This window comes from Thermogladius sp. KZ2Tp1, assembly GCF_051131135.1.
Lineage (GTDB): Archaea > Thermoproteota > Thermoprotei_A > Sulfolobales > Desulfurococcaceae > Thermogladius.
Map to the genome: position 1 here is coordinate 573,050 of NZ_CP151274.1, position 21,260 is coordinate 594,309.

The following is a 21,260-nucleotide window of genomic DNA, read 5'->3' on the forward strand; positions in this document are numbered from 1 at the left end:
TTGCGGTGGAGGAAGTGAGTAGAGCTAGAAAGAGAAGAAGAGAGGTAGCGGCCCCCCTGACAGCAGCCGGGCTTGTCAGGTTCTACGAGGAGTCCGATGTGGGTATCAAGGTGAAACCTCACCTACTCATAATATTAGCTTTAGCTGTAAGTATAGCGGTGATCGTGCTACAGAAAGTACACCCCTTGTACTGATGCAGCGCTGGGCTCACATGTGCTTCTTGACCCACTCCCAGTTCTTCTCTACGTACTCCTGTATACTCTTTAGTAATTCGTCGTCGATCCTCCTAAACCTGCCCTGCAGTTTTAAGTACTCCTCGACGGGCTTCCTCTTCGACGGGTCCACATAAGGTCTGCTTGGGCCCGAAAGATGGATCTTTCCATCGTAGTACTCGTAGAGTATCCAGAGCCCTGACTCTACAGCCAGCCTCGCGATCTTAACAGTGTACCTCGGGTCGAACCTCCACCCTATCGGGCACGGGGCGTGCAGACTTATGAACTTGAAACCCCTGATTTTACTGGCCCTAACGAGCTTGTTGTAGAAGTCGTGGACGTAGCCTATGCTGGCTGTAGCTACGTATGGCACGCCGTGCGCTATCATGATCTTGGCCACGTCCTTTTTCTCCTCGCTCTTCCCTATTACTGGTGTAGTCGTTGTCCACGCCCCTCTAGGAGTCGAGGAACTCCTCTGAATACCCGTGTTCATGTAAGCCTCGTTGTCGTACATTATGTATATGAAGTCGTGGTTACGCTCAGCCGCACCGCTCAAGGACGCCATTCCTATGTCGGCTGTACCGCCGTCTCCAGCCCAGGCTATGACCTGGACGTCCGTAACACCCCGCTTCTTGAGGGACTCCAAAACCCCCGAGGCTACTGCCGCTGCCGAAGCAAATGGTACGTGTATCACGCTCGCCCTCAAGGAGTTGCCGGGGTACATTCCCACGACGACCGACGAGCAACTTGCTGGTATAACGAGTATCATCTTGTCTCCGAACACCGCGGAGAGAACCTTCCACGCTATCGGTATAGGGCAGCCCGGACAGGCTGCGTCGCCTGGCAACACCACGTCTCTGGCCTTGTAGGGTAGGGGTGGCCTGCTCATTTGACCACCTTACCTTTGTGGTACCACTCAAACACAATTACGTCGTCAGACTCCACTTCGTGCACAAACCTCCTCAATATCCTCGAGAAATCGTCCGACGTGATATTGACGCCGCCGATCCCGGCGACCACATTCTTAATGTAGGGGGTCTTCCTCGCGTGCCTTAAGAATGAGGCAGCTGTGTCTAGGAAGATCGGGCCGTAAGACCCGAAGCTGACGGACCTGTCGAACACCACAACGCCTTTTGCCGAGTTGGCCTTCTCGAATATATAGTCCCCAGGGAAGGGCCTGTAATACCTGATCCTCATCAGACCGACGCTGTACCCCTCGTCGCGTAACTGCAGTATGGACTCCATCAAGTCCCCTGACCAGGCTCCCATACTAATAGCAACGTACTTGGCGTCCTCGCACTTGAAGCACTCCACAGGTCCTTTGAAGGGTCTCCCACTAATCTTCGAATACTCCTCTTCAACCTCCACTACGACCTTCCTAGCCTGCTCCATGGCGTTCTGTACATCCATAAAGAACTCCTCGGTGTCCTCCGGCGAGGCTAGGTTGCCTATCGCCAAGTGCTCACCGCCGTCGACAACGTACGGCTGCCTCCTAGGCCCGAGCCACTCGTCAACCAATTTTTGCTCCGGTACCTCAACCGGCATGGAGGTATGGCCCAGTATAAACCCCTCAATCCCGACCATGACCGGCAAGTAGACTCTGGGATCTTCGCTGACCTTGAAAGCCTGCAACGTCAGGTCGAGGGCCTCCTGATTATCCATCGCGAAGCTCATAACCCAGCCTGTGTCCCTCTGATCCATGTAGTCCGTGTGGTCGGGCCAGATGTTCCACGGGGGGCCTATAGTCCTCGTAACGATACCCATGACCATAGGGGCGCGGGCCCTCGAAGCCCAGTGTACCACCTCGTGCATGTACAAGAGCCCCTGACTACTCGTGGCTGTGAATACCCTCGCCCCAGCGAGGGCCGCTCCGAAACAGGCAGCTAGTGCCGAGTGCTCCGACTCGACCCTTATCATCACGGCGTCTAGCTCGCCCTCTTCTATGAACTCCGCCAGCTTCTCTACCACGCTCGTCTGAGGCGTGATAGGGTAGGCTGCCACGACGTTTACTCTAGCAACTTTAGCCGCATACGCCAAGGCGTAGTTGCCTGTTAAGACTAGTTTCAACCCCACGGCCCTCACTCCTCCGGGACCATTCTAATCGCGAGAACGGGGCAGACGTCCGCGCACAGACCGCACCCCTTGCAGTAGTCGTAGTCGATCGAGACCCCGGTGTCGGGCTCGACCCTAATAACGTTGACAGGGCAGTGTATTTCACATAGGTAGCACCTTGTGCACCTACTATCGTCTACTACTGGTCTCTCGAGCCTCCAAGTACCCGTCTTCCCCGCTACCCCGACGAGGGGTCTCGCGATGGGCAACCTGTACTTCGAGGGCTCAACTATGACCTTCATCAGACCACCCTAACAGTCTGCTCGTAAGCATCCTCCGAGGCCTTCGCGTTGACCTCGCCTACCCTCCCCCCGAAGTACCTCTTCACAGCCTCGACCACCGCGTTCTTAGACACTATTCCTATAGCCCTAGAGAGCGCCCCCAACATACTCGTGTTGACTACAGGCCAGCCAGCTATTACTAACTTGTTTTTAACAGCTATCTCTGTAGCGTTCACAACGTATATGGAGTAGTCTCCTTCGAAGCGTATCTTGAGGTCTCGGGGTACCTGAGTGTGCGAAGAGTTCAACACGAGAACTCCTTTATCCCTGAGGCTGAACTGTGATACGTAGTCCTGCTGGACAAGCTTGCTATCCAATACCACTACAACGTCTGCTGTGTTGAACATACCGTGCCTCAAAATCGGCTTCTTATCCACCCTCGCGTAAGCCGCTACCGGGGCTCCTCTTCTCTCGGCCCCGAAAAAGGGGAAGCCCTGGGCGTGTAGACCTTCTATCATAGCGGCCTCGACGAGAATGTTGGCCGCTGTTACAGCTCCTTGCCCTCCCCGTCCTATAAACACTATTTCAAGCATTAGTCCACCAATGAAGAACCATGCCTCGCCAGCATTAAAAATCTTATATACGCGTATAGTGTTCTATGTTTCAAACGTATGCATTTGTGCTTAATCTACAAAGGTACCACTCTTTATTACACCAAGTTCGAATAGTTGTAAAGGTGAAAGAGTGGTGGTCTAGTTGACCATTTATTGGGAGAGGTGCGACTTCTGTGGGCAGCACAACGCCACTAGGGAGTGTACAATGTTTCCCGGCAACTATGTCTGTCCGCACTGTTGTCTTGCCTGCATGAATAGGCCTGTTTGCCCCAACCCCGTGTGGAAATTCGCCTTCGAGCTGAGGCCCGCGACAAGGCCCACGCGCAAGACCGCGGGTAAGGAGGCTCTACTAGACCTACTCTCCAAGCTTGAAGAAGGAAAGTAAACTCTACTCGACTCTCGGGGTCAGCCAGTATGCGATAGACCCTCCTCCTTCAAGCTCGAAGACTATCTTCATCGGCTTGTCGTTGTCGAACGAAAACGTGATATTCTTAGACGCCGAGGCAGCCCTAGTAGCTAGCCTCAGTAGGTCGATGCTGTAGCTGGCTTTCGCCTCGTCCACGGTCGAAGCCACGGAGATGAGGGGGGACCCCTCCTCGAGTACTGCCCTGTACTCCTTTTGTTGCTCACCCGAGTACACGTGGAGCTTGTTTTCTTTGAAGTGGAAAGTGGCGTAGTCGCCCACGGTTTTAAGGTCTCGTATGAGCAGCTTGAAGTCGCTGGCCAGCATTGTCACTGTGACTCCTAACTCGATGTCGAGGTCTGGCACCTCCTCTGGTATGCTCTGCTTGAGCTCTACGAAGAACGTCCTCTCCACGCCAGTCTTTTTGTTCCTGAAGACCGTCTTCAGTACACCGACCGATTTATCGAGTTCCAGTACCAAGACATCTGTTCTAGTCCCTCTCCTGAGAACTCTATTGAGATCCGATGAGGACACGACGAAGTAGTCTTCTGCTTCGAAATTGTACTCCTCGAAAGCCACACTCGGTATCTTGACTATGATCATTGCCGTTTTGTCGGGACTGAACACCTTTACCTCGAGAGCCTCGGGTTTTATGTAGAAAGGCGCTTCATCCGTGATCTTGACTATCGCCGAGGCTATAGACTTGAATTTACTACCAGACGGGTATGTCGCCCTAAACAAGTAGCGCACCTTCACTAAATTATAAACTCCAGTATTGTTATAAGCTTGCATTAAAAGCAGGCGTTCGCACGCCTGGTAAGGGTAGTAAGCAATGCAGATCAAAGTCGTAGTCGACTTCGCGGGGTCCCCGCACGTGGTTCTAGACAAGGAGAGCGCTGTACGCTTGCTGAGCACACTAGCCGAGGCTATGGGCTCTTCGAGGAACTTATCAGAGTCTATTAGAATTGTAAGTAACTTCGAAGAGTACTACAGGTTGAGCAGGAAGAGGTTCGAGGAGTTCATATTCCCTCCTAAAGACCCCGCGGAGTCTCTAAGAGGGTACACCGTAGTTCAGAAGCTGAGGCTGACCAAGAACGGAGGCGAGTACGTCGAGATAGTATTCGATAGGAGGATCAGGGTAGAACTTATAAAAGAGGCGCTAAAGAAGATAGGCTACGTTGACGTAACTGTAGAGAGGCAGAGCGTTTAAGAACTAGACTCTCCTTTCTTACCCTTACGCTTAGTCCTCGCCCTTTTCTTCTTGCTCTCCACCTTTTTGCTTTTCTTGGACGCGGTTGCTTTCTTCTTCTTGGCCTTTTTCTTTTTTACGGTCTTCGTGACCACCGGTAGGCTGACCACCGACTTTAGCGACTCTAGGCTCTCCTCCCCGGCTATGACTCTCTCCCACTTACGCGTGATGTCGACTAACTGCTCTAGCATTGCTATCTTACTAGGCGTTACTTCGACTTCCTCGGCCTCCTCTTCCGCTAACTCCTCGGCAGCCGGCTCCGTTGCTTCGGTAAGCTCTTCGCCCTCCTCCTCGTAGATCATGAGCTACACCTCAGCAAGTTGGTTTATATCTGGTTGCAAGGAATATATTTTCACTCCCTAGTAGCCCTACCAGGTAGTACCCAGGCTTAAGATTGGCTAGAGTCTTCTCGACCAGCCTACTCCTACCTGGCGGTCCGCCAGGTGACAGGATTCTAGCAGCGTAACTAACACTCCTCGGCTCTCCGAGACCAAACACCACTCTTATACCCGAGTTGACTATTATGGACTCCGGTAGCAAGTACGGGTTTTGGACAACCAATATCACGCTGAAGCCAAACTTCCTGCTCTCCATGTACAGTCTCGACATCACGTCTTCGACGGCCCTGCTCCTCATCAGCAGAGCCGCTTCGTCGAGAACTATGACAAGCCTCCGCCTTACAGACCTAGAGTACATCTCGCTCAGTACAAGCTGGAGGATAGCGTCCACGTAGATAAACCTTGTGTAGTCATCTGGTATGTCTGATAAGTTTATGATCGCGCTACCTTCGAGAGTCCACGAACCCCCACGTGTTGCCTGCGGTTGGTAGAAGGCCTCCTCTAGGGTCTTCACATATGGGAGTATGGACGAGCAGGAGGGTGTTTCGGAAGACTCGGACTCACACATCTCGACTAGATCTCTTAACGAGGGCGGCTCCCTTGTCCAAGTTCTCTCGTCCCCGTCAACTATACCCTTCCTCTCATACGCCTTTACGATCAATTCCTCGAGCGCCCTGCGCTGGAGGGGTCCCAGGTTAAAGAAGCTGGAAACTATGTCCGCTAGTCTACGCGCCCTCTCTCTAGGGGGGCTAAGGCCCAGGTAGAGGATGTTTACCTCCATCTGCCTAGGATTGATGCTTCTAGCTCCCAGGGTCTCGAGCAGGTCTACGTACTCGTTGTGAGGGTCAAATACCAGGACGTCCACGCCCCCTTGACTGGCGATATCTCTTACGAGACCCTTGACAAACGTGGTCTTACCCATACCCGAGGACCCGGCTACTATCATGTGAGAGTTAACGAGTCTTCCAGGATCCAGCTTGAGAGGGGCTCCTAAACAGGCCCAGTACCAATCTTCGGCGGGTTCTTCGAACCCCTCTAGCTCCACGGGGCATATCCTCCTACCTCTACGTGCTACGCCTAGTCCGACCCCTAAGTTAAGGCCGTTCTCGCTCATCAGCCCACTCACACCCCCAAATCTGTAGCCGACGTCGACCGAGAGGCTGTAGAGGAGTTCGCTTAACAGAATCGCGGGCGCCAGCAGCCCTGAGGACGACACCGCAGCCAACTCCATCGCTTTGACCAGCTGAACACCTCCGCGACCGTCCGCGTGGACGGCTGTATAGATGTAAGCCGTGACAACGCCGAGGACGATGTTAGCAGGTAGCATAGGTAGAGCGTTCAGGGGTAGGTCGGTGACAGCGGAGGCGTAGAAGCTGACTATGTTGAAGACGGCTAACGAGTAGAAGTACATAGGAAGGGGTTCTACGAAGGCAGCCCAACCACGCTTTCCAACGTAGTTGATAGCACTTACAGAGCCCGTAAGGTACTTCAAGACGTCCACGTGTAGCAGCTTAGAGTAGACGAAGTACAGGGAGACGCCTGCCACGGTCGCTAGGTACACCAGGTTATCTAATGACGCGAGTTCGGCACTGCCCGTGGAGTACACTACTAGGAAGTAGAGCCAAACACTGTTGAGAGCGCCTAGTACTACTGATGTGTAGACTATCGAGGCGACCAAGCCGTATACGACAGCAACGACTACGGCTACGAGGGGGGCGAGTGCGGCGACCTGGAGGAGAGCCAGGTGTCCTCCCGATACCCCTGTTTTGGAAAAATAGTATACGTAGAAAGCCGAGAGAGTGAGCTCGGCGACCAGTAGTAGTAAAGCCCTAGGGGGTCTAGCTGAGAGCATGCTTCTAGGGGTTACCTCTCAACTGTTTTCCTCAGGTTCTCTTCGAAAGGCGGGTACACGACACCCTTCTCGGTTATGATAGCTGTTACGAGGTCGGGGTCCGTCACATCGAAGGCGTAGTTCAGCGCTTTGACGTTCTCAAGTGTTATGAGTCTCCCCATAACCGTTTTAACCTCCACGGGGTTCCTTTCCTCGATCACCACATCTCTGATACTCGACTTCAAGTCTATCGTACTAGTCGGGGCGGCGACGTAGAAGGGCACGTTATTCCTCTTCGCGGCGAGGGCGATCATGTAGGTGCCTATTTTGTTCACCACGTAGCCCTCGCGCGTTATCCTGTCTGCCCCGACTATCACTAGGTCTACTAGCCCTTTTCGTATAACGTAGCCGGCCATGTTGTCTGTTATCAGCGTAACAGGTATACCCTCCTTCACCAGTTCCCAGACGGTCAGCCGTGCTCCCTGGAGGAGAGGTCTCGTCTCGGTCGCTATCACCTTTATCTTCTTACCCCTATACCACGCAACGCGCATTATTGCCTCTGCCGTCCCGAAAGCCGACGTGGCTAGAGCGCCGGCGTTACAGTGTGTGAGTATAGTTGCCCCTTCCGGCACTAGATCCGCCCCGTACTCGCCGATTTTGATGTTTGCCTCGATATCCTCGTTTAGAATGTTCAAGGCCTCCTCCGTGAGGCTGCCCGCCAGACTGCGTGGGCCTAACCCAGCCGAAGCCATAAGCCTTCTCCTCATCCTCTCGAGAGCCCAGAACAAGTTGTAAGCTGTTGGCCTAGTCCTCCACAGCAGGTCGATGGCCTCGTTCAGCTTTTCCACGACGTTAGAGCCGTTCTCCGCGGCTAGCTTATTGGCGTACGCCGCTACAGCGAGAGCGGCTATGACGCCTATTGCTGGAGCACCCCTTACCTCCATCTCGACGATAGCCTTAGCCACCCTGGCGGGGTCGCTACTACATATAACCTCTTCCTCGAACGGGAGTTTCAGAGTGTTTATCCAGCAAACCTCACGCTTGGTCTCGTCCCACCACACAGCCTTGACCGTTAAAGGGTACTTGTGCGTATACATTATAACACCTTGTTAAGTGTAAGTGATTTCAAGAAGAATATTTTAAGGTATGCTCAATGAGCATAGTTGTAAGGGTAGACAAGAGCTCTTGTACAGGTATTGTAAAGGACGGTAACGTTCAAGAGCTCGAGGAGAAGTGGTTTGGGGAGAAAAGCGGTGACGTCCTAGTCCTGAACGTTGTTGAACTATCCTACCTGCTGCTGACCGGGAGAGCCGTCGCCGATGTCGAAGGTAGGGCCGTGAGGAGCTTTGAAGACCTCATGAAAACGTCTGTGGAGTGCTTTAAGGACTACTCCTGGTCTAACCTGGTCGTCTACAAAGACCTGAGAGACAGAGGGAGAAGAGTCAGAATAGTAGACAAGAATACTTTCATGGTGAAAGACAAGCACGGTGATATCAGACTAGTTTTGGTCCTGGAGGAGAAGAGCCGGCTAGGAGTCAAGGACATACTCGAATTCGCGGAGAAGTCCACTAGGAACAACGTGTCCCCCATCGTCGCCGTGGTGAGTCTCCAGGGGGAGGTAACGTACTACGAGGTTCATAAGATCGAGCCCGTATAGAGAGGAGGGGGCTGTACCAGAGTAAAGCTGTTTGACGTAGTTTTATCAGTGAGTATCCCAATTAACATGTGAAGGCCAAGGGACCTACATGGAGGCAGAGACCCTAAACCCCCCAAGAGGAATGAGGGACATTACCGGCGACGAGGCCAAGCTGTACTACACCCTGTTCAGCCTTTTCTCGGAGACGGCCTCGGAAAACGGTTTCGAGCCCATAATAACACCGACTGTAGAGTACTACAGGTTGTTTGAGGTCAAGAGTGGCGAAGAGATTAGGAAGAGCATGTACGTCTTCGAAGACAAAGCCGGTAGGCTGCTAGCTCTGAGACCGGAAGTGACCGCGAGCGTAATAAGAGTGTACCTCAAGGAGATGAGGGCTAGGCCTAAACCCATCAGGCTGTACTATATCTCTCAGTGCTTCAGGTACGAGGAGCCGCAGAAGGCTAGGTACAGAGAGTTCTGGCAGGGAGGCCTCGAGATCATAGGAGACGAGACCGTCAACGCAGACGTGTCCGCCGCCTACACCGCCTCAAGGTTTCTCGACAAGTTGGGTCTAGACCACAAATACCTGGTCGGGAACGTGGCGATATACAGGGCCTTCATGAACATGTTCAAGGTCCCCGGTGAAGAACAGGACCACATACTTCACTTGATAGACAAGGAGATGGACGACCAGTTGGAGAAGGAGTTGCTCGATAGGTATGGCAGCACGGTGAGAGAGGTTGTGGTCAAGTTGATGAGGGGTACGCTCGACAGCGTCATGAGCCTCGTGGAGGAGTTCAAGCAGGGGCTGGGAGACGAGTACAACAAGGTGGTGAGAGAGGCGAGGAGGCTCGAAGACTTCTCCAAGACCCTGTCAGACCTAGGCTACAAGGTGGAGTTCAGCCCCAGGCTCGTGAGAGGGCTAGCATACTATACTGGTCTCATATGGGAGTACAAGGCGACGAGAGGCATAGAGCAGAGCATAGGGGGAGGTGGTAGATACGACGGGCTCACGAGCGTTTACAGTAGTGTTTACGAGTATTCCACGGGCCTGGCGCTAGGGCTGGATAGGATCGCGCTGATCTTGATGGACTCGAAGGACAGGCTCCTCGCCAAAAGAGGCCTGTCGGGTGTTATAGTGGTCTTGTCAGAGAACATACCTTTGAGTGTAGGGTACGGGTTGGTCAAGAGGCTTAGTAGCAAATTCGCCTCGCTCACCGTTCTGGCGACGAAGAACCTCGACAAGGCGCTCAGAGTGTCTAGTAGAACAGGGGTCGACCTAGCTCTGATTATTGGCGAGAGAGAGTTCAAGGATGGCAAAGTGACAGTTAGAGATCTAAACAAGAAGACGCAGGAAGAAGTGCCGTTGAAGTCCATCGAAGACTACATAGACACCTACGCTCCCAAGCCTGGTTCAACCTAGCTTTATTAGGTCCAAATTAGAATCCTATCAAGCAGGCCTCGTAACGGTGTTTCTACATGACAAAAGTTTACGTGGAGAAGATAAGCAACTACGAGTGGAGGATACCGAGGTCTTACAAGCCCTGTATGAGAACAGACTCTATAGTATTCGCTGACGAGTTTCTGCTAGAGAAGATGAACGAGGACTTAACACTGGAGCAGGCGGCCAACGTAGCCTGCCTTCCTGGTATACAGGAGTACGCCTACGTCATGCCCGACGGCCACCAGGGCTACGGCTTCCCAATCGGCGGCGTGGCTGGCTTTGACCTAGACGAGGGCGTGATTAGCCCAGGTGGTATCGGGTACGACATTAACTGCGGTGTCAGAGTACTCAGGACAGACCTTGACGAGGAGGACGTAAGAGGTAGGCTCAAGGAGCTGGTGGACGCGCTATTTAGGAACGTACCTAGCGGTGTCGGCTCCACAGGCAAGATAAGGCTTAGCACTAGAGAGCTGGACGAAGTCCTGGACCGCGGGGTCGAGTGGGCCGTAGAGAAAGGATTCGGCTGGAAAGAGGACATGGAGTACATCGAAGAGCACGGTAGCTGGAGGGCAGCAGACTCGAGTAAAGTGAGCAATATAGCAAAACAGAGAGGACACGAGCAACTCGGCACTCTCGGAGCTGGCAACCACTTCCTAGAGATACAGGTGGTAGACCACATCTACAACCCCGACATAGCCAAGGTGCTCGGCTTCGACCACGTCGGCCAAGTTGCCGTAATGATTCACACGGGTAGCAGGGGGCTTGGACACCAGGTGGCCAGCGACTACCTCATAATCATGGAGAGGGCCATGAGGAGGTACGGCATCACTGTTCCCGACAGAGAGCTAGCAGCTGTACCCTTCAAGAGTAACGAGGGGCAGGACTACTTCAAGGCGATGGCGGCCGCTGCGAACTTCGCCTGGACTAACAGGCAGTTGATAACCCACTGGACACGCGAGAGCTTCAAGGAGGTTTTCAAGAAAGACCCGGAAGAGCTCGGGCTACACATAGTCTACGACGTGGCACACAACATCGCGAAAATCGAGGAGCACGTGATAAACAACAAGAGGTACAAGGTGATCGTTCACAGGAAGGGGGCCACGAGGGCCTTCCCTCCAGGACACTCCGATATACCGGCCAAGTACAAGAACATCGGGCAACCAGTCCTCATACCGGGGAGCATGGGGACGGCGAGCTACATACTCGTTGGTGTGCCGGAGGGCTACAGGACGTGGTACAGCGCCCCTCACGGGGCTGGGAGGTGGCTGAGCAGGGGTGAGGCCATCAGGTCTTACAGCCCTGACCGAGTAATAAACGAGTTGGCGAAGAAGGGGATAGCCGTGAGAGCTGCTACTAAGCGCGTTGTCAGCGAGGAGGCGCCTGAGGCTTACAAGGACGTCGACCGCGTAGTCCTGGTGGCTCAGAAGGTAGGGATAGCTAGCCCTGTTGTCAGGCTGAGGCCTATCGGCGTAGTTAAGGGCTAGGCAGCAGCACGATCGCTAGGAGGCTTCCAAAGAGCAACAACCCGATTTTTCTGCTCCTGAACAAGCCTATACCCGATATGCTTACTGCCAGTGTAAAAGTGTTGAAGAAAGTGGAGTAGGCGATAACTTTCGCCTGGCCGAAGTCTATCGCGCCCCCGATAGTCCTGGACATCGAGTGCACGAGCGTGTAGGAGACGTACACTACTGCGGGGAAAATGAAAGAGTAGACCATATAAGTCAAGCCCCTTCTCTCGAGCCGAGCTCTAGCGTCGGATATCAGTTCTACAAACCTGAGCACGTAAGACGAGATTCTCTCGTGCTTCGAGGTGTACTGCAGCGGTGCCAGTAACTGGTACAACGCCCTCCGCGCCAAGTCGGGTAGTGCCCCCAGTAGCTGAACGTAGTCGTACCCAAGCAGCAGTACTCTCTTGAGGAGCTTCAGGGGGTCGCTCCTGAACTCGACGTGGTGGAAGACTTGCTCGAGGGGTATTCCGTGCCTCGTCATTGAGAACGCCTCTTCTAGGAAGTCTACGACGTTCTTCTCGATCTCGACCGCTCTCCTAGCTAGTGGGGCGACCATAACCAGCGCTAAGGCTAGCAACAACATGTGTAGCAGAGTCCACGTGCCCCCTAGCTCCGTGATGAGCGTAAGACCCATCAGCGTTATCGTGGCAATGTGCTCTACTCTCGAGAGTGTTAGAACGTTCTCCGAGACCTTCAGTACTATTGAGTACGAGGCCAGGGCAGCCAGTATGATAGCGGAAGTCAACATCCTCGGATCCGCCCCTGCCATCGGCACTACTGATAGAGCTACCAAGCCGAAGACAGCTAGCATTAGACCCTCGTATACGCCCTCCATGAACCTGAGCATGCCCTCGAGCCTGGACTTGAGGTACGACGACACTCTCTCTAGGTACGACTCGACGAACCTCAACGTCTCGCCGCTCGTTGAAGCCACCTCGCTATAGCCCCTCAGGAAGTCCGCGACCATTGGAGAGCCTGCCAACTCCGCCAGTTTCCTCAGGGCACTGTAGTCCTCCATCATCGTCTTTTCGAGGACCTTGAACTTGTTCGCCAGCTCCTTTATGTAACCGCTGGCCTCAACTCTCCCCTCGGCGATCTCTACTAGTAGCCTGGGTAGTCTGAGACCGCTAGTCTCGAACGCGAGGAGGAGGGTCAAGAACTCCATGAACTCTAGCTCGGACACGTTAGACACGGTCGTGAAAAGAGGCCTGGACCTCTTGATTCTCATAACGCTAGTTCCCGCCTAGCAGGCCCCTACCACGGTAAAACTCGTTGATCATCCGCGCGAGCTCGGCTTCTTCGAAGACGCCGTTCGACACGAGCCTCTCTAGAAAGAGGCTTCTCTCGGTCAGCTCTTTCAAGAGGCCCCTTGTTCCCATCCTTTCCGCGAGTCTCAGAGACCTGGACGCCAGCTCCTCTACACCGAGGGGCTTAAACACCCCCCTCTCAAACCACGCGATGTCGACCACGTCGACTTTCTCGGTTATCTCGGATACTCTCGCGACCCTCCTCCCGTAGCCGGTCTGTTCGACTATGATTATCGACCATATGTTGCCGAGGAGGTTCTTCGGTATCGATATCGGGTACGCTGTGAGCCTCTTCAGGACGGAGTCTGGGCTGTCGCCGTGAATAGTGTTGAGGACTCCGTGCCCGAGCCTCGACGCCTGGACTAGGACCCTGGCCTCCACCCCTCTCACCTCACCTACCACGATGTAGTCAGGCCTCCTCCTCAAACTGGCCTTGAGCAAACCATACATGTCGATGTTCGTGCTAGGGTCTATCACCGACACTCTCTCTACGAGCGGGTCCCACTGCTCGCTCGACAGGAATAGCTCGGGCGTGTCCTCGATAGTAACGACTCTCCTGTTGTGTGGTATGAGGTTGAGCAAGCCCTGTAGTAGGGTGGTCTTACCCGCTCCCACCCCTCCGGCTACGATGACCCAGCCCTTCGACTCTATCACGAGCCACAGGTACGCCGCTATAAGGCTGTTGAGCACGCCCTGGTTGATGAGCTGCGTTAAGGTCCACGTCTTCTCGGGCCTCTTCCTGATGACGATACTACTACCCTTCCTAGAGACATCCCCGCCGAAGATGACGCTGACCCTGTAGCCCTCCTTGGTCAGCCCCTCGGCGATGGGAGACGCTAAGCTCACATGCTTCCTGACCTTCCTGGACAGGCTTAACGCAACCTTGTCGACAAAGCCCTCTCTGACGAGCAGGTTAGTCTTAATCCAGCCGTAGTGGCTAATCGCCCTGTGAATTACCCAGACTCTCCTGTCAAGAGAGTTGAGAGCCACTTCTTCGACCAAGGGGTCGAGGAGTATAGGGTACAAGGGTCCGTAACCCGTTACTATTCTCGCGTAGTGGTAGTAGACTCTACTCACAGACTCCTTTGGGAGCCCCTTCAGCTTACCGTCGACTTCTGTCGTCAAACACTCCACGTCTACGCATTCGACGCCCGTGGAGAGCACGTGGCCGAGTACTTCAACCTCGGTCTCGTCCAGAAGCGGCTCTTCCACGAGATAGTAGAGGAAGCCGTCTCCCCCCTCCGCGATCCTGACCTTGACCACACCGCCAACAGTGTACTCCTCGAAAACCCTCTTCACTTCTACTTTGTCATATACAGTACTAGAGAGATAGTCTTGTACAAGCTTAGAAAAGAAGCTCTTCTGCTTAGAATTCGATTGAGAGAACAGACCAAACGCGAGGAGGTTTTTGATCATGCGAAAAAACACCTAATTAGTACACGGGTACCTTGACTAGATCTGTTGCCCCACTACTCCCGTTAGAAGTGTAGTTAACGGATATGTAGACCTGGCTGGAAGCCACAACGGCGCTCGTGACAGTGCTGTTTAAACCGACGTTTATGGCGATCGTGCTTCCAGCCGGGACCTGGTTCGATAATGAAACCGAGTAGGCGCCACCTCTTGTGTACACGGTAACGCCTGTGATGTTAGCGGGTATGTTGCCTAGGTTGCTGACCTGTATTGTCAGCATAGACGATGTCGAGTCTAGCACTACTATCTTTGCGGACACCACCTTCAAGCTAACGTATTGCTGAGGAAGTGACAGGTAGTTCATTACATAGTTGTACAATAGTAGCCCCCCAGCTACCGTTATCACTAGTAGTAGGGCCGCCGCTACGAGACCTTCTACGCCCTTCAAGCCCGTACACCCCAGTCGAAAGGAGTGGCTTTAAACAGGTTGTTAAGAATAGTTTTAAATAGCTGGGTGGTCGCGGGGTTCAGCGAAACTAACCCCCTTAGTCCCCTAGTTTAAAGACGTCTATTGGTGGATTTACGGAAAGGAAGTAAGGTGGGGATGTTTTGTCGAGCGAGGCCGTCGAGAAGTACAAGGCGATCAGCCCAGCGGAGTTCTTCTACAAGTACAAGGAGATAGCCGGCTTTGCCAACCCTGCTAGAGCACTATACCAGACAGTCAGAGAGCTGGTCGAGAACGCTCTCGACGCCACCGACTCCCACGGGATACTGCCCGATATAAAGGTCGTGATCCAGAGGGCTGACCCTGTTCAGGAGTTCTACAGAGTAACTGTCGAGGACAACGGTATAGGTATACCGCCCGATATAGTGCCGAACGCCTTCGGCAGGGTGCTGTTCAGCTCGAAGTACGTCCTGAGACAAACAAGAGGCATGTACGGGCTGGGCGTTAAGATGGCCGTCCTATACGGGCAGATGACTACCGGCAGACCGATCGAGGTGATCACGAGCAAGAGGGAGTACAGGAGGATCTACTTCTTCAAGATAAGGATAGACATCAACAAGAACGAGCCCGTGGTACTGGAGAGAGGTAGCTGGAGGAAGCAGAGAGACTGGCACGGCACAATAGTGTCCCTCACGATCGAGGGGGACTGGGGTAAGGCCAAGGCCAGGATAAAAGAGTACATCAACAGGACTGCTACCGTTACACCTTACGCTAACGTAGTCATGTACACTCCCGACAACGAGGTAATCCTGTACAAGAGGGTCATAGAGACTATGCCTAGACCCCCAAAGGAGGTCAAGCCGCACCCCTACGGTGTGGACTTGGAAATGCTGAAAATGATCATAGAGTCCAGCAAGGAGCCGACGATACTCGAAGTGCTGGTCGAGAACTTTCAGAGCGTAGGCGAAGTAACTGCTAAAGACCTCTTGTCGAAGGCGGGTATAGACCCGTCCTCAAACCCGAGGGACTTGAAGGAGAACGACCTCCTCAGGCTGATCAACACGATGAAGTCGTACGACCAGTTCAAACCCCCGTCAAGCTCGGCTATATCACCCCTGGGTGTTGAGGTCATAAAGGCGGGGCTCACAAGGATGTTCGAGCCGGAGTTCGTGGACGCGGTGACGAGGAAGCCGTCGACCTACGAAGGGCACCCGTTCATAGTAGAGGCGGGGATAGCCTACGGCGGCAAAGTCCCGCTCAGCGAGGCCGACAAACCAATTCTACTGAGGTACGCGAACAAGATACCGCTACTGTACGACGAGGGCAGCGACGTGATAACTAGCGTTGTCAAGGAGGACATCGCGTGGGACAACTACATGGTGGCTTTCCCAGCCCAGCTAGTGCTACTGGTACACGTTTGTAGCACGAAAGTGCCGTTTAAGGGCGTTGGCAAAGAGAGCATAGCAGACGTACCCGAAGTCCGTAGGGAGATCAAGCTCGCCATCTCAGAGGTAGCCAGGAGGCTCAGAGGGTACTTAACAGCTAAACAGAAAGAGCTGGAGACGCAGAGGAAAGTAGTGCACTTAGCCAAGTATATACCGGAGATCGCCAAGTCTCTCGAGGTCATATTCTCCGGTGACGGGTTCGACAAGGGCACCCTCGTAAAGAGGCTCGTAGGGATTATATCGGCTAAAACGGGTATACCAGAGAACAAGATCAACGAGGTGATCAGGGGCGTCGAGATAGGTGCTTAGGAGGGGCATCCATGTCGAGTGTAGACGTTAGGGCGAGGATGAACGCCATAGGCGTACTGAAGGAGAAGTTCAAGATCATATTAGACCAGATACAGAGGGGCGAGAAGCCGACCCTAGTCATGCCCAAGAGGGTCCTGTCCAACACTATCTACGACGAGAAGAACAAAATGCTCCTTCTAGGCCCCGACGTCCTCAGGAGGTCGCTCATCGACGTAAACGAGGCCAGGAAGTTCATGCAGACCCTCTTAATGGCCTCCATAATATACGAGGCACTAGTCAACAACGAGTACCCCACTATACGTGACTTGTACTACAGGGGTAAGCACAGCATAGGGTACAGGGACGTGGACGGGAAGCTGGTGCACGAGAACACATGGGACGAACAGAAGGAGTCCGACAGCGTCATACGAGACCTGGAGGTCTTCATGAACGTCCTGAGAGAGGAGATGCTCATCCTAAGCAAGGAGAAGGGGAAGGTGGTAGGGAACCTCGTGATCAGGAGCGGCGATGACACGATAGACTTGAGCAAGATGGGGCACGGGGCCTACTCGATCGAGCCCACCCCCGACCTGGTGGAGTTCAAAGACGTGGACGCGGAGTACGTGCTGGTAGTCGAGAAGGACGCCGTATTCCAGCAGCTCCACAGGTACGGGTTCTGGCGGAAGTACAGAGCCATACTAGTCACGAGCGCCGGGCAGCCCGACAGGGCCACGAGGAGGTTTGTTAGGAGACTCAACGAGGAGCTAAAATTACCTGTCTACGTGTTGACTGACAGCGACCCCTACGGTTTCTACATCTACAGCGTCTTCAAGATAGGTTCTATAACCCTCTCCTACGAGAGCGAGAGGCTCGCTACTCCTAGTGCCAGGTTTATAGGCGTCTCCATGACGGACGTCTTCGGTGACGAGGTCTTCCGCGAGGTTCTAGACGAAGTTAAGGAGGTAGGCGGGTTCACTAAAACCGCTCTCGGCAAACTCAAGAAGAAGAAGCCCTACTTGTCGGAGAGCGAGAGGAGGAACTACGTTATAAAGGCGAAACAACGCGACATCGAGCGCGCAGTAGAGCTCGTGGGGTACGATGTCGCCGACAAGTGCGTAGAAGGCTCCGAGCTCAGGTCTAAGCTCAAAAAGAAGGAGGGTCTTACGGGCTACCCGTGGTTTAGAACTCCGAATTGGGTCAGAGAACTTTGTATATTCTTCAAGACCCTAAACAAGCTCGAGATAGAGGCGATGGCTAGCAAGGGTCTGAAATTCCTCGCGGATACGTACATACCGAGTAAGATAGAGGGCGGCGACTGGATAGACTAAAACACAGGTGTAGCTTCCCTCTAAGTTAAGGCATCATCCACCCGGCGTCCCGTGCCACGGGCTGTCCTTCCACACCGCTTCCCACAACTCCTCCTCGCCGAACTTCTCCTTCACAGCCACCTTGTCGTGTATATCGAGTAGGAGTGTGTGGTGCCTCTTCTCGTCGTCGAGTATCGCCGCCAGTATCAACTTAGAGTAGGGCTCCTTACTCTCCTCTAGGAGCTTCTTAGTCTTCGCGATCATCTCCGCCTCGGCTTGTATATGCTTGACGATGCCCTCCCTGATGTACTCCAGCTCCTCTTCCGTTAAGAACGGTAGCCCACCCCTTGCTATCTCCGCTAGAGCCTGGTACATCAGCGAGTGCTTCAGGGAGTCTTGCGCGACGCTCTCTATCAAGGCCTTGAGTAGCGGGTGCCTGAACTTGCTCGTTATGGACTTGAGCTCCTCGGCGTACCTCTTCTCTACCTCGGAGTACTCCTGGAAAAGCCTCACGAGGTCCTCCAACAAGACCACCAACCATTAATATTGTGAACGCTAAGAAATAACGTTTAGCCTAGGACAGAATGAAAGTTTCGGTCATCTCTACCCCTCTTTATTAGAGCTGAGTATAGTGAGGTCATCGAAAGTGATTATAACAGGCTTAAAGCCGATAGACGACCTCTTGAACCCGGTCGGCAGGTACTGGAGTATAGAGTTCTACGGGGACTCCTACGTTCTAGATTACCTGTTTCACAGGTCTATAGCCATACAGAGTAGGCGAGGCCAGGTCTACGTAGTTGTCTCTCTAGAGTTCGGGGGTATCAGGACAGACCTCATAGAGGCGTTTTGTAGGGTCTTCGACTGTAGACTGACGGCTGTAAGTATTAGCAGGGCTTTCAAAACAAGGGATGTCGTACGCATACTAGAGAGCCTAATAGGTGTAAGAGACTCCACGGTCGTCCTTCTGTACCCCTACAACTTCCTAGGAGACGACCCCTCGACCTACTACGAGGCCACCGAGATATCGGGGCTTATAAACAGGGTATCGGCGGAGAACACCGTCCTCATCTTTAACACCACGACGAGGTTCGGGTCGAGGATGCCGGAGGGCGGTAGTATGCACCACCACGTAGTTGAGGTTATACTCAGAGTCAAGAGGCTGGGAAGGAGCGTGGTAGCAGAGCTCGTAAAACACCCCGCGAAGCCCGCCGGCCTGAGGAGGCTTTTTAGAGTCGAGCTACTCAAGGAGAAGACGGCTCCCGTCGACACTGTTAGCTTACTGAACTGGGTGAGGGTGGGCTGATTGGGTAGGACAACCCCTTCTCTCAAGGACCTCGTCGACAAGTACCTGGAGAGGTGGTCTAGCCTACTACCACTACTAGACCCCTGTACTAGGGCTGCGGTCAAGGAGGTCCTCGAGAGGGCTGATTATTCGGCCTCCCTATTGTCGTACAAGGGCGTCGTGGACCCCTTAGAGCCTCTTGTTTTCCATCTCCTACTCGTAATAGCGGAGTTAAAGGCGGAGTATGAAGGTAAACAGTGTAAGTGAGTGTAACAGCGAAGAGAGAGGGCTCTGGATCCTAGACGCAAGACCGTCGCCTAGTGGAGGTGTGGTCCTAGAGCTATTCGACGAAGGCTCTGGCCTGGTCAGGGAGCTGCCGGTCGACCTGCACTTCTACGGTTACATGGAGGCGCCCGACCCGTACGCTGTATCTAGAGAGCTTGTCTACGAGGGTATAGTAGAGAACGCGTGGGTCGAGGAGTGGTTTACACCACCCTACTACAGGGGTAGGGAGGAGATAGTGGTCTTCTCCGTCAAGAGCTTGCACGAGCTGAGAAGGATCACGAGTACCGCCGAGAAGAGGGGCTTGAGGCCGGTCAACAAGTACCCTCACCCGCTGGTGGAGTCCCTGTACAAGGGGGGTGTTAGACCTCTAACCAGGGTCTGCGAGGCCAACAAGGGTTTGACCATAGCTTGGAGACCTAGCGAGAGAGACCCGGGTCTCAGGAGCATGGTCGTGGACGTCAGGAACGGGGCCTACATAGTCGGCGGTAAGACCCCCATCAAGTTCTATACTGTGAGGGATCTAGCGGCCTACATAGCTGAGCACCGGCCACAACTAGCGTTCACCGAGCCCAGCGTTTATCTCAGGCTCGCGTCGATGTACCCGGAGGTGAAGGAGTACGTCGGGAAGTGGGTTCTAGGAGGCGCTTTCAGCCCCCACGAGTACTTCGAGTGGTCAAGGCTGTCTTTCACACCACTAAGCCTCATGAACAACGTTACGATAGGTAGATTACTGACCACCATCGAGGTGCTCGCGTCTAGAGACTTGAAGTACATCGTCAGGAAAGACCACTCTAGGCCCGAGCACTTTAGGCGGATAACAGACCTGATACTGCTCGACCGTGGAGGCGTGGTCTTTAAGCCTAGGCCGGGCCTTTACTGGGGGGTGTGCCAGGTCGATTTCAAGAGCCTCTACCCGTCTATCATCGCCAAACTGAACATCTCGGGCGAGACTGTGAACGACCCCGGTTGCGGTAGCAAAGTAAGCCTAGACTACGTCGCTAAAGAGGTGTGCGTAGACAGGAGAGGGGTCGTGCCCATGAGCCTGGAGATACTGCTAGAGCTGAAAGAGCTCTACGAGCAGCTCTACAAGGCTACAGGCGACGAACTGTACTATGAAAGGAGGAGCGCTGTTAAGTGGCTCCTCGTCGCCAGCTTCGGCTACCTAGGCTACAGGAACAGCTTGTTCGGCTCTATAATGGCGCACGAAGCTGTCACGGCTACTAGTAGAGAGATAATGAAGAGAGCCTCGGAGGAGGTCGCTAGGAGAGGCTACAAAGTAGTACACGCCATTGTAGACAGCCTGTTCATAGGTGGCGTAGCTGACGCGGAGTGCTGCGCGGAGCTGGCCGCGGCCATAGAGGGGGCTACGGGTTACAAGACTAAGGTGGAGGCCTACTACGTGTGGCTGTATCTCCCCAGAGAACTAGACGGTAGCAGGGGTGTAGCCAACAGGTACTACGGGCTACTCCACGAGGGGGGTTTGAAGATAAAGGGTGTACTAGCCGTCAGAAGGGATACCCCCGAGATCGTGAGACAGGCAGAGCTCGAAGCGTTGAGTAAGTTGGCCGAGGCGAGAGACCCTTTGAGCATGGCCGAGGCCCTCAGCACCGCCTACGACGTCGTGAAAGACTACGAGAGGAGACTGTTAGAGAACGTCGACGTTAGGCTCCTCCTCATGACCAGGTCTAGGCGCGCGAGAGGATCCTACAAGAGGCCGCCCAGGTACGTCCTGGAAGGAGACGGCGCGTCGCACCAGTTAATCGCGCTGAAGAGCGGTCTCGCCGTCTACGATGGGAGAGTCGGCGCCGAGGAAGTAGACCTCGGGTACTACCTGAGGTTGCTCGAGAAGGTGAGGAAGGAGCTACCTACGCCGGAAGACGCCTTTAGCCCGCAGGGCTTTTGCCTCCCCCATATGTAGCGTAA

Annotated in this window: 23 protein-coding genes; 11 read left to right on the forward strand and 12 right to left on the reverse strand. The window is 53.9% G+C overall.

Annotated elements, in window-relative coordinates; translation table 11 throughout:
* The first annotated feature begins 14 nt into the window (after window positions 1-14).
* Complete coding sequence (locus WLZ34_RS03295; protein WP_434731849.1) at window positions 15-194, forward strand: preprotein translocase subunit Sec61beta; 180 nt, start codon at window positions 15-17, stop codon at window positions 192-194.
* Between the two features lie 13 nt (window positions 195-207).
* Here WLZ34_RS03295 and WLZ34_RS03300 read toward each other — a convergent pair whose 3' ends face one another.
* Genes WLZ34_RS03300 through WLZ34_RS03315 form a run of 4 tightly spaced genes read right to left on the reverse strand, consistent with a single transcriptional unit; the run spans window position 208 to window position 3,138 of the window.
* The gene (locus tag WLZ34_RS03300; protein ID WP_434731850.1) at window positions 208-1,101 is read right to left on the reverse strand and encodes a 3-methyl-2-oxobutanoate dehydrogenase subunit beta; all 894 of its coding nucleotides are present in this window, start codon (window positions 1,099-1,101) and stop codon (window positions 208-210) included.
* The gene (locus WLZ34_RS03305; protein ID WP_434731851.1) at window positions 1,098-2,285 is read right to left on the reverse strand and encodes a pyruvate ferredoxin oxidoreductase; all 1,188 of its coding nucleotides are present in this window, start codon (window positions 2,283-2,285) and stop codon (window positions 1,098-1,100) included. Before WLZ34_RS03305 ends, WLZ34_RS03300 begins: the two co-directional genes overlap by 4 nt.
* Before the next feature lie 5 nt (window positions 2,286-2,290).
* On the reverse strand, window positions 2,291-2,566 hold the full coding sequence (locus WLZ34_RS03310) for a 4Fe-4S binding protein (protein ID WP_434731852.1): 276 nt from the start codon (window positions 2,564-2,566) through the stop codon (window positions 2,291-2,293).
* Window positions 2,566-3,138 (reverse strand): 2-oxoacid:acceptor oxidoreductase family protein, encoded by a 573-nt coding sequence (locus WLZ34_RS03315; RefSeq protein ID WP_434731853.1) that lies wholly within the window; start codon window positions 3,136-3,138, stop codon window positions 2,566-2,568. Before WLZ34_RS03315 ends, WLZ34_RS03310 begins: the two co-directional genes overlap by 1 nt.
* A 271-nt stretch (window positions 3,139-3,409) precedes the next feature.
* Here WLZ34_RS03315 and WLZ34_RS03320 point away from each other — a divergent pair, with 271 nt between their 5' ends.
* Window positions 3,410-3,544 (forward strand): hypothetical protein, encoded by a 135-nt coding sequence (locus WLZ34_RS03320; protein WP_428726765.1) that lies wholly within the window; start codon window positions 3,410-3,412, stop codon window positions 3,542-3,544.
* Between the two features lie 3 nt (window positions 3,545-3,547).
* Here the strand turns inward: WLZ34_RS03320 and WLZ34_RS03325 are convergent, their stop codons facing one another.
* Complete coding sequence (locus WLZ34_RS03325) at window positions 3,548-4,312, reverse strand: DNA polymerase sliding clamp (protein WP_434731854.1); 765 nt, start codon at window positions 4,310-4,312, stop codon at window positions 3,548-3,550.
* A gap of 82 nt (window positions 4,313-4,394) precedes the next feature.
* Between WLZ34_RS03325 and WLZ34_RS03330 the strand changes: the two genes are divergently transcribed.
* Window positions 4,395-4,772, forward strand: coding sequence for a hypothetical protein (locus WLZ34_RS03330; RefSeq protein ID WP_428726763.1), 378 nt, complete (start codon window positions 4,395-4,397; stop codon window positions 4,770-4,772).
* Here the strand turns inward: WLZ34_RS03330 and WLZ34_RS03335 are convergent.
* From WLZ34_RS03335 to mtnA, 3 genes are read right to left on the reverse strand one after another with little or no spacing between them, the layout of a single operon-like run.
* Window positions 4,769-5,113 carry a hypothetical protein gene (locus WLZ34_RS03335; RefSeq protein WP_434731855.1) on the reverse strand — a complete coding sequence of 115 codons (345 nt, stop codon included), beginning with the start codon at window positions 5,111-5,113 and terminating at the stop codon, window positions 4,769-4,771. The two genes, WLZ34_RS03330 and WLZ34_RS03335, sit on opposite strands and share 4 nt — an antisense overlap.
* A gap of 10 nt (window positions 5,114-5,123) precedes the next feature.
* On the reverse strand, window positions 5,124-7,001 hold the full coding sequence (locus WLZ34_RS03340; RefSeq protein WP_434731856.1) for an ATP-binding protein: 1,878 nt from the start codon (window positions 6,999-7,001) through the stop codon (window positions 5,124-5,126).
* Between the two features lie 11 nt (window positions 7,002-7,012).
* Window positions 7,013-8,077: an S-methyl-5-thioribose-1-phosphate isomerase gene (gene mtnA, locus WLZ34_RS03345; protein ID WP_434731857.1), complete on the reverse strand. Its 1,065-nt coding sequence runs from the start codon at window positions 8,075-8,077 to the stop codon at window positions 7,013-7,015.
* A gap of 56 nt (window positions 8,078-8,133) precedes the next feature.
* Between mtnA and WLZ34_RS03350 the strand changes: the two genes are divergently transcribed.
* The 3 genes from WLZ34_RS03350 to WLZ34_RS03360 all read left to right on the forward strand — a co-directional run bounded on the left by WLZ34_RS03350 (window position 8,134) and on the right by WLZ34_RS03360 (window position 11,544).
* On the forward strand, window positions 8,134-8,637 hold the full coding sequence (locus WLZ34_RS03350) for an endonuclease (RefSeq protein WP_434731858.1): 504 nt from the start codon (window positions 8,134-8,136) through the stop codon (window positions 8,635-8,637).
* An 88-nt stretch (window positions 8,638-8,725) separates the two neighbouring features.
* Window positions 8,726-10,039, forward strand: coding sequence for a histidine--tRNA ligase (gene hisS, locus WLZ34_RS03355; protein ID WP_434731859.1), 1,314 nt, complete (start codon window positions 8,726-8,728; stop codon window positions 10,037-10,039).
* Between the two features lie 56 nt (window positions 10,040-10,095).
* Entirely contained in the window at window positions 10,096-11,544 is a 1,449-nt protein-coding gene (locus tag WLZ34_RS03360; protein ID WP_434731860.1) for an RtcB family protein, read from the forward strand.
* Here WLZ34_RS03360 and WLZ34_RS03365 read toward each other — a convergent pair.
* The 3 genes from WLZ34_RS03365 to WLZ34_RS03375 all read right to left on the reverse strand — a co-directional run bounded on the left by WLZ34_RS03365 (window position 11,534) and on the right by WLZ34_RS03375 (window position 14,733).
* On the reverse strand, window positions 11,534-12,796 hold the full coding sequence (locus WLZ34_RS03365) for a hypothetical protein (protein ID WP_434731861.1): 1,263 nt from the start codon (window positions 12,794-12,796) through the stop codon (window positions 11,534-11,536). The two genes, WLZ34_RS03360 and WLZ34_RS03365, sit on opposite strands and share 11 nt — an antisense overlap.
* A 4-nt stretch (window positions 12,797-12,800) precedes the next feature.
* Window positions 12,801-14,174 (reverse strand): type II/IV secretion system ATPase subunit, encoded by a 1,374-nt coding sequence (locus tag WLZ34_RS03370; protein WP_434731862.1) that lies wholly within the window; start codon window positions 14,172-14,174, stop codon window positions 12,801-12,803.
* Window positions 14,175-14,307: 133 nt separating this feature from the next.
* Entirely contained in the window at window positions 14,308-14,733 is a 426-nt protein-coding gene (locus tag WLZ34_RS03375; protein ID WP_434731863.1) for a hypothetical protein, read from the reverse strand.
* A 161-nt stretch (window positions 14,734-14,894) separates the two neighbouring features.
* Between WLZ34_RS03375 and WLZ34_RS03380 the strand changes: the two genes are divergently transcribed.
* Both WLZ34_RS03380 and WLZ34_RS03385 read left to right on the forward strand, forming a co-directional pair.
* The gene (locus WLZ34_RS03380) at window positions 14,895-16,484 is read left to right on the forward strand and encodes a DNA topoisomerase VI subunit B (protein ID WP_434731864.1); all 1,590 of its coding nucleotides are present in this window, start codon (window positions 14,895-14,897) and stop codon (window positions 16,482-16,484) included.
* 11 nt (window positions 16,485-16,495) lie between these two features.
* A complete protein-coding gene (locus WLZ34_RS03385; protein ID WP_428726752.1) occupies window positions 16,496-17,791 on the forward strand; it encodes a DNA topoisomerase IV subunit A in 1,296 nt (431 codons plus the stop codon).
* A gap of 33 nt (window positions 17,792-17,824) precedes the next feature.
* On the opposite strand, the gene WLZ34_RS03390 is transcribed toward WLZ34_RS03385, so the two are convergent.
* Entirely contained in the window at window positions 17,825-18,304 is a 480-nt protein-coding gene (locus tag WLZ34_RS03390; protein WP_428726751.1) for a ferritin-like domain-containing protein, read from the reverse strand.
* Between the two features lie 97 nt (window positions 18,305-18,401).
* Here WLZ34_RS03390 and WLZ34_RS03395 point away from each other — a divergent pair, with 97 nt between their 5' ends.
* The 3 genes from WLZ34_RS03395 to WLZ34_RS03405 are packed head-to-tail and all read left to right on the forward strand — an operon-like array spanning window position 18,402 to window position 21,255.
* Window positions 18,402-19,073, forward strand: a complete 672-nt coding sequence (locus WLZ34_RS03395) for a hypothetical protein (RefSeq protein WP_434731865.1) — start codon at window positions 18,402-18,404, stop codon at window positions 19,071-19,073.
* A complete protein-coding gene (locus WLZ34_RS03400; RefSeq protein ID WP_434731866.1) occupies window positions 19,074-19,319 on the forward strand; it encodes a hypothetical protein in 246 nt (81 codons plus the stop codon). It begins immediately after the preceding gene.
* Entirely contained in the window at window positions 19,297-21,255 is a 1,959-nt protein-coding gene (locus WLZ34_RS03405) for a DNA polymerase domain-containing protein (protein WP_434731867.1), read from the forward strand. Before WLZ34_RS03400 ends, WLZ34_RS03405 begins: the two co-directional genes overlap by 23 nt.
* Window positions 21,256-21,260: the final 5 nt, after the last annotated feature.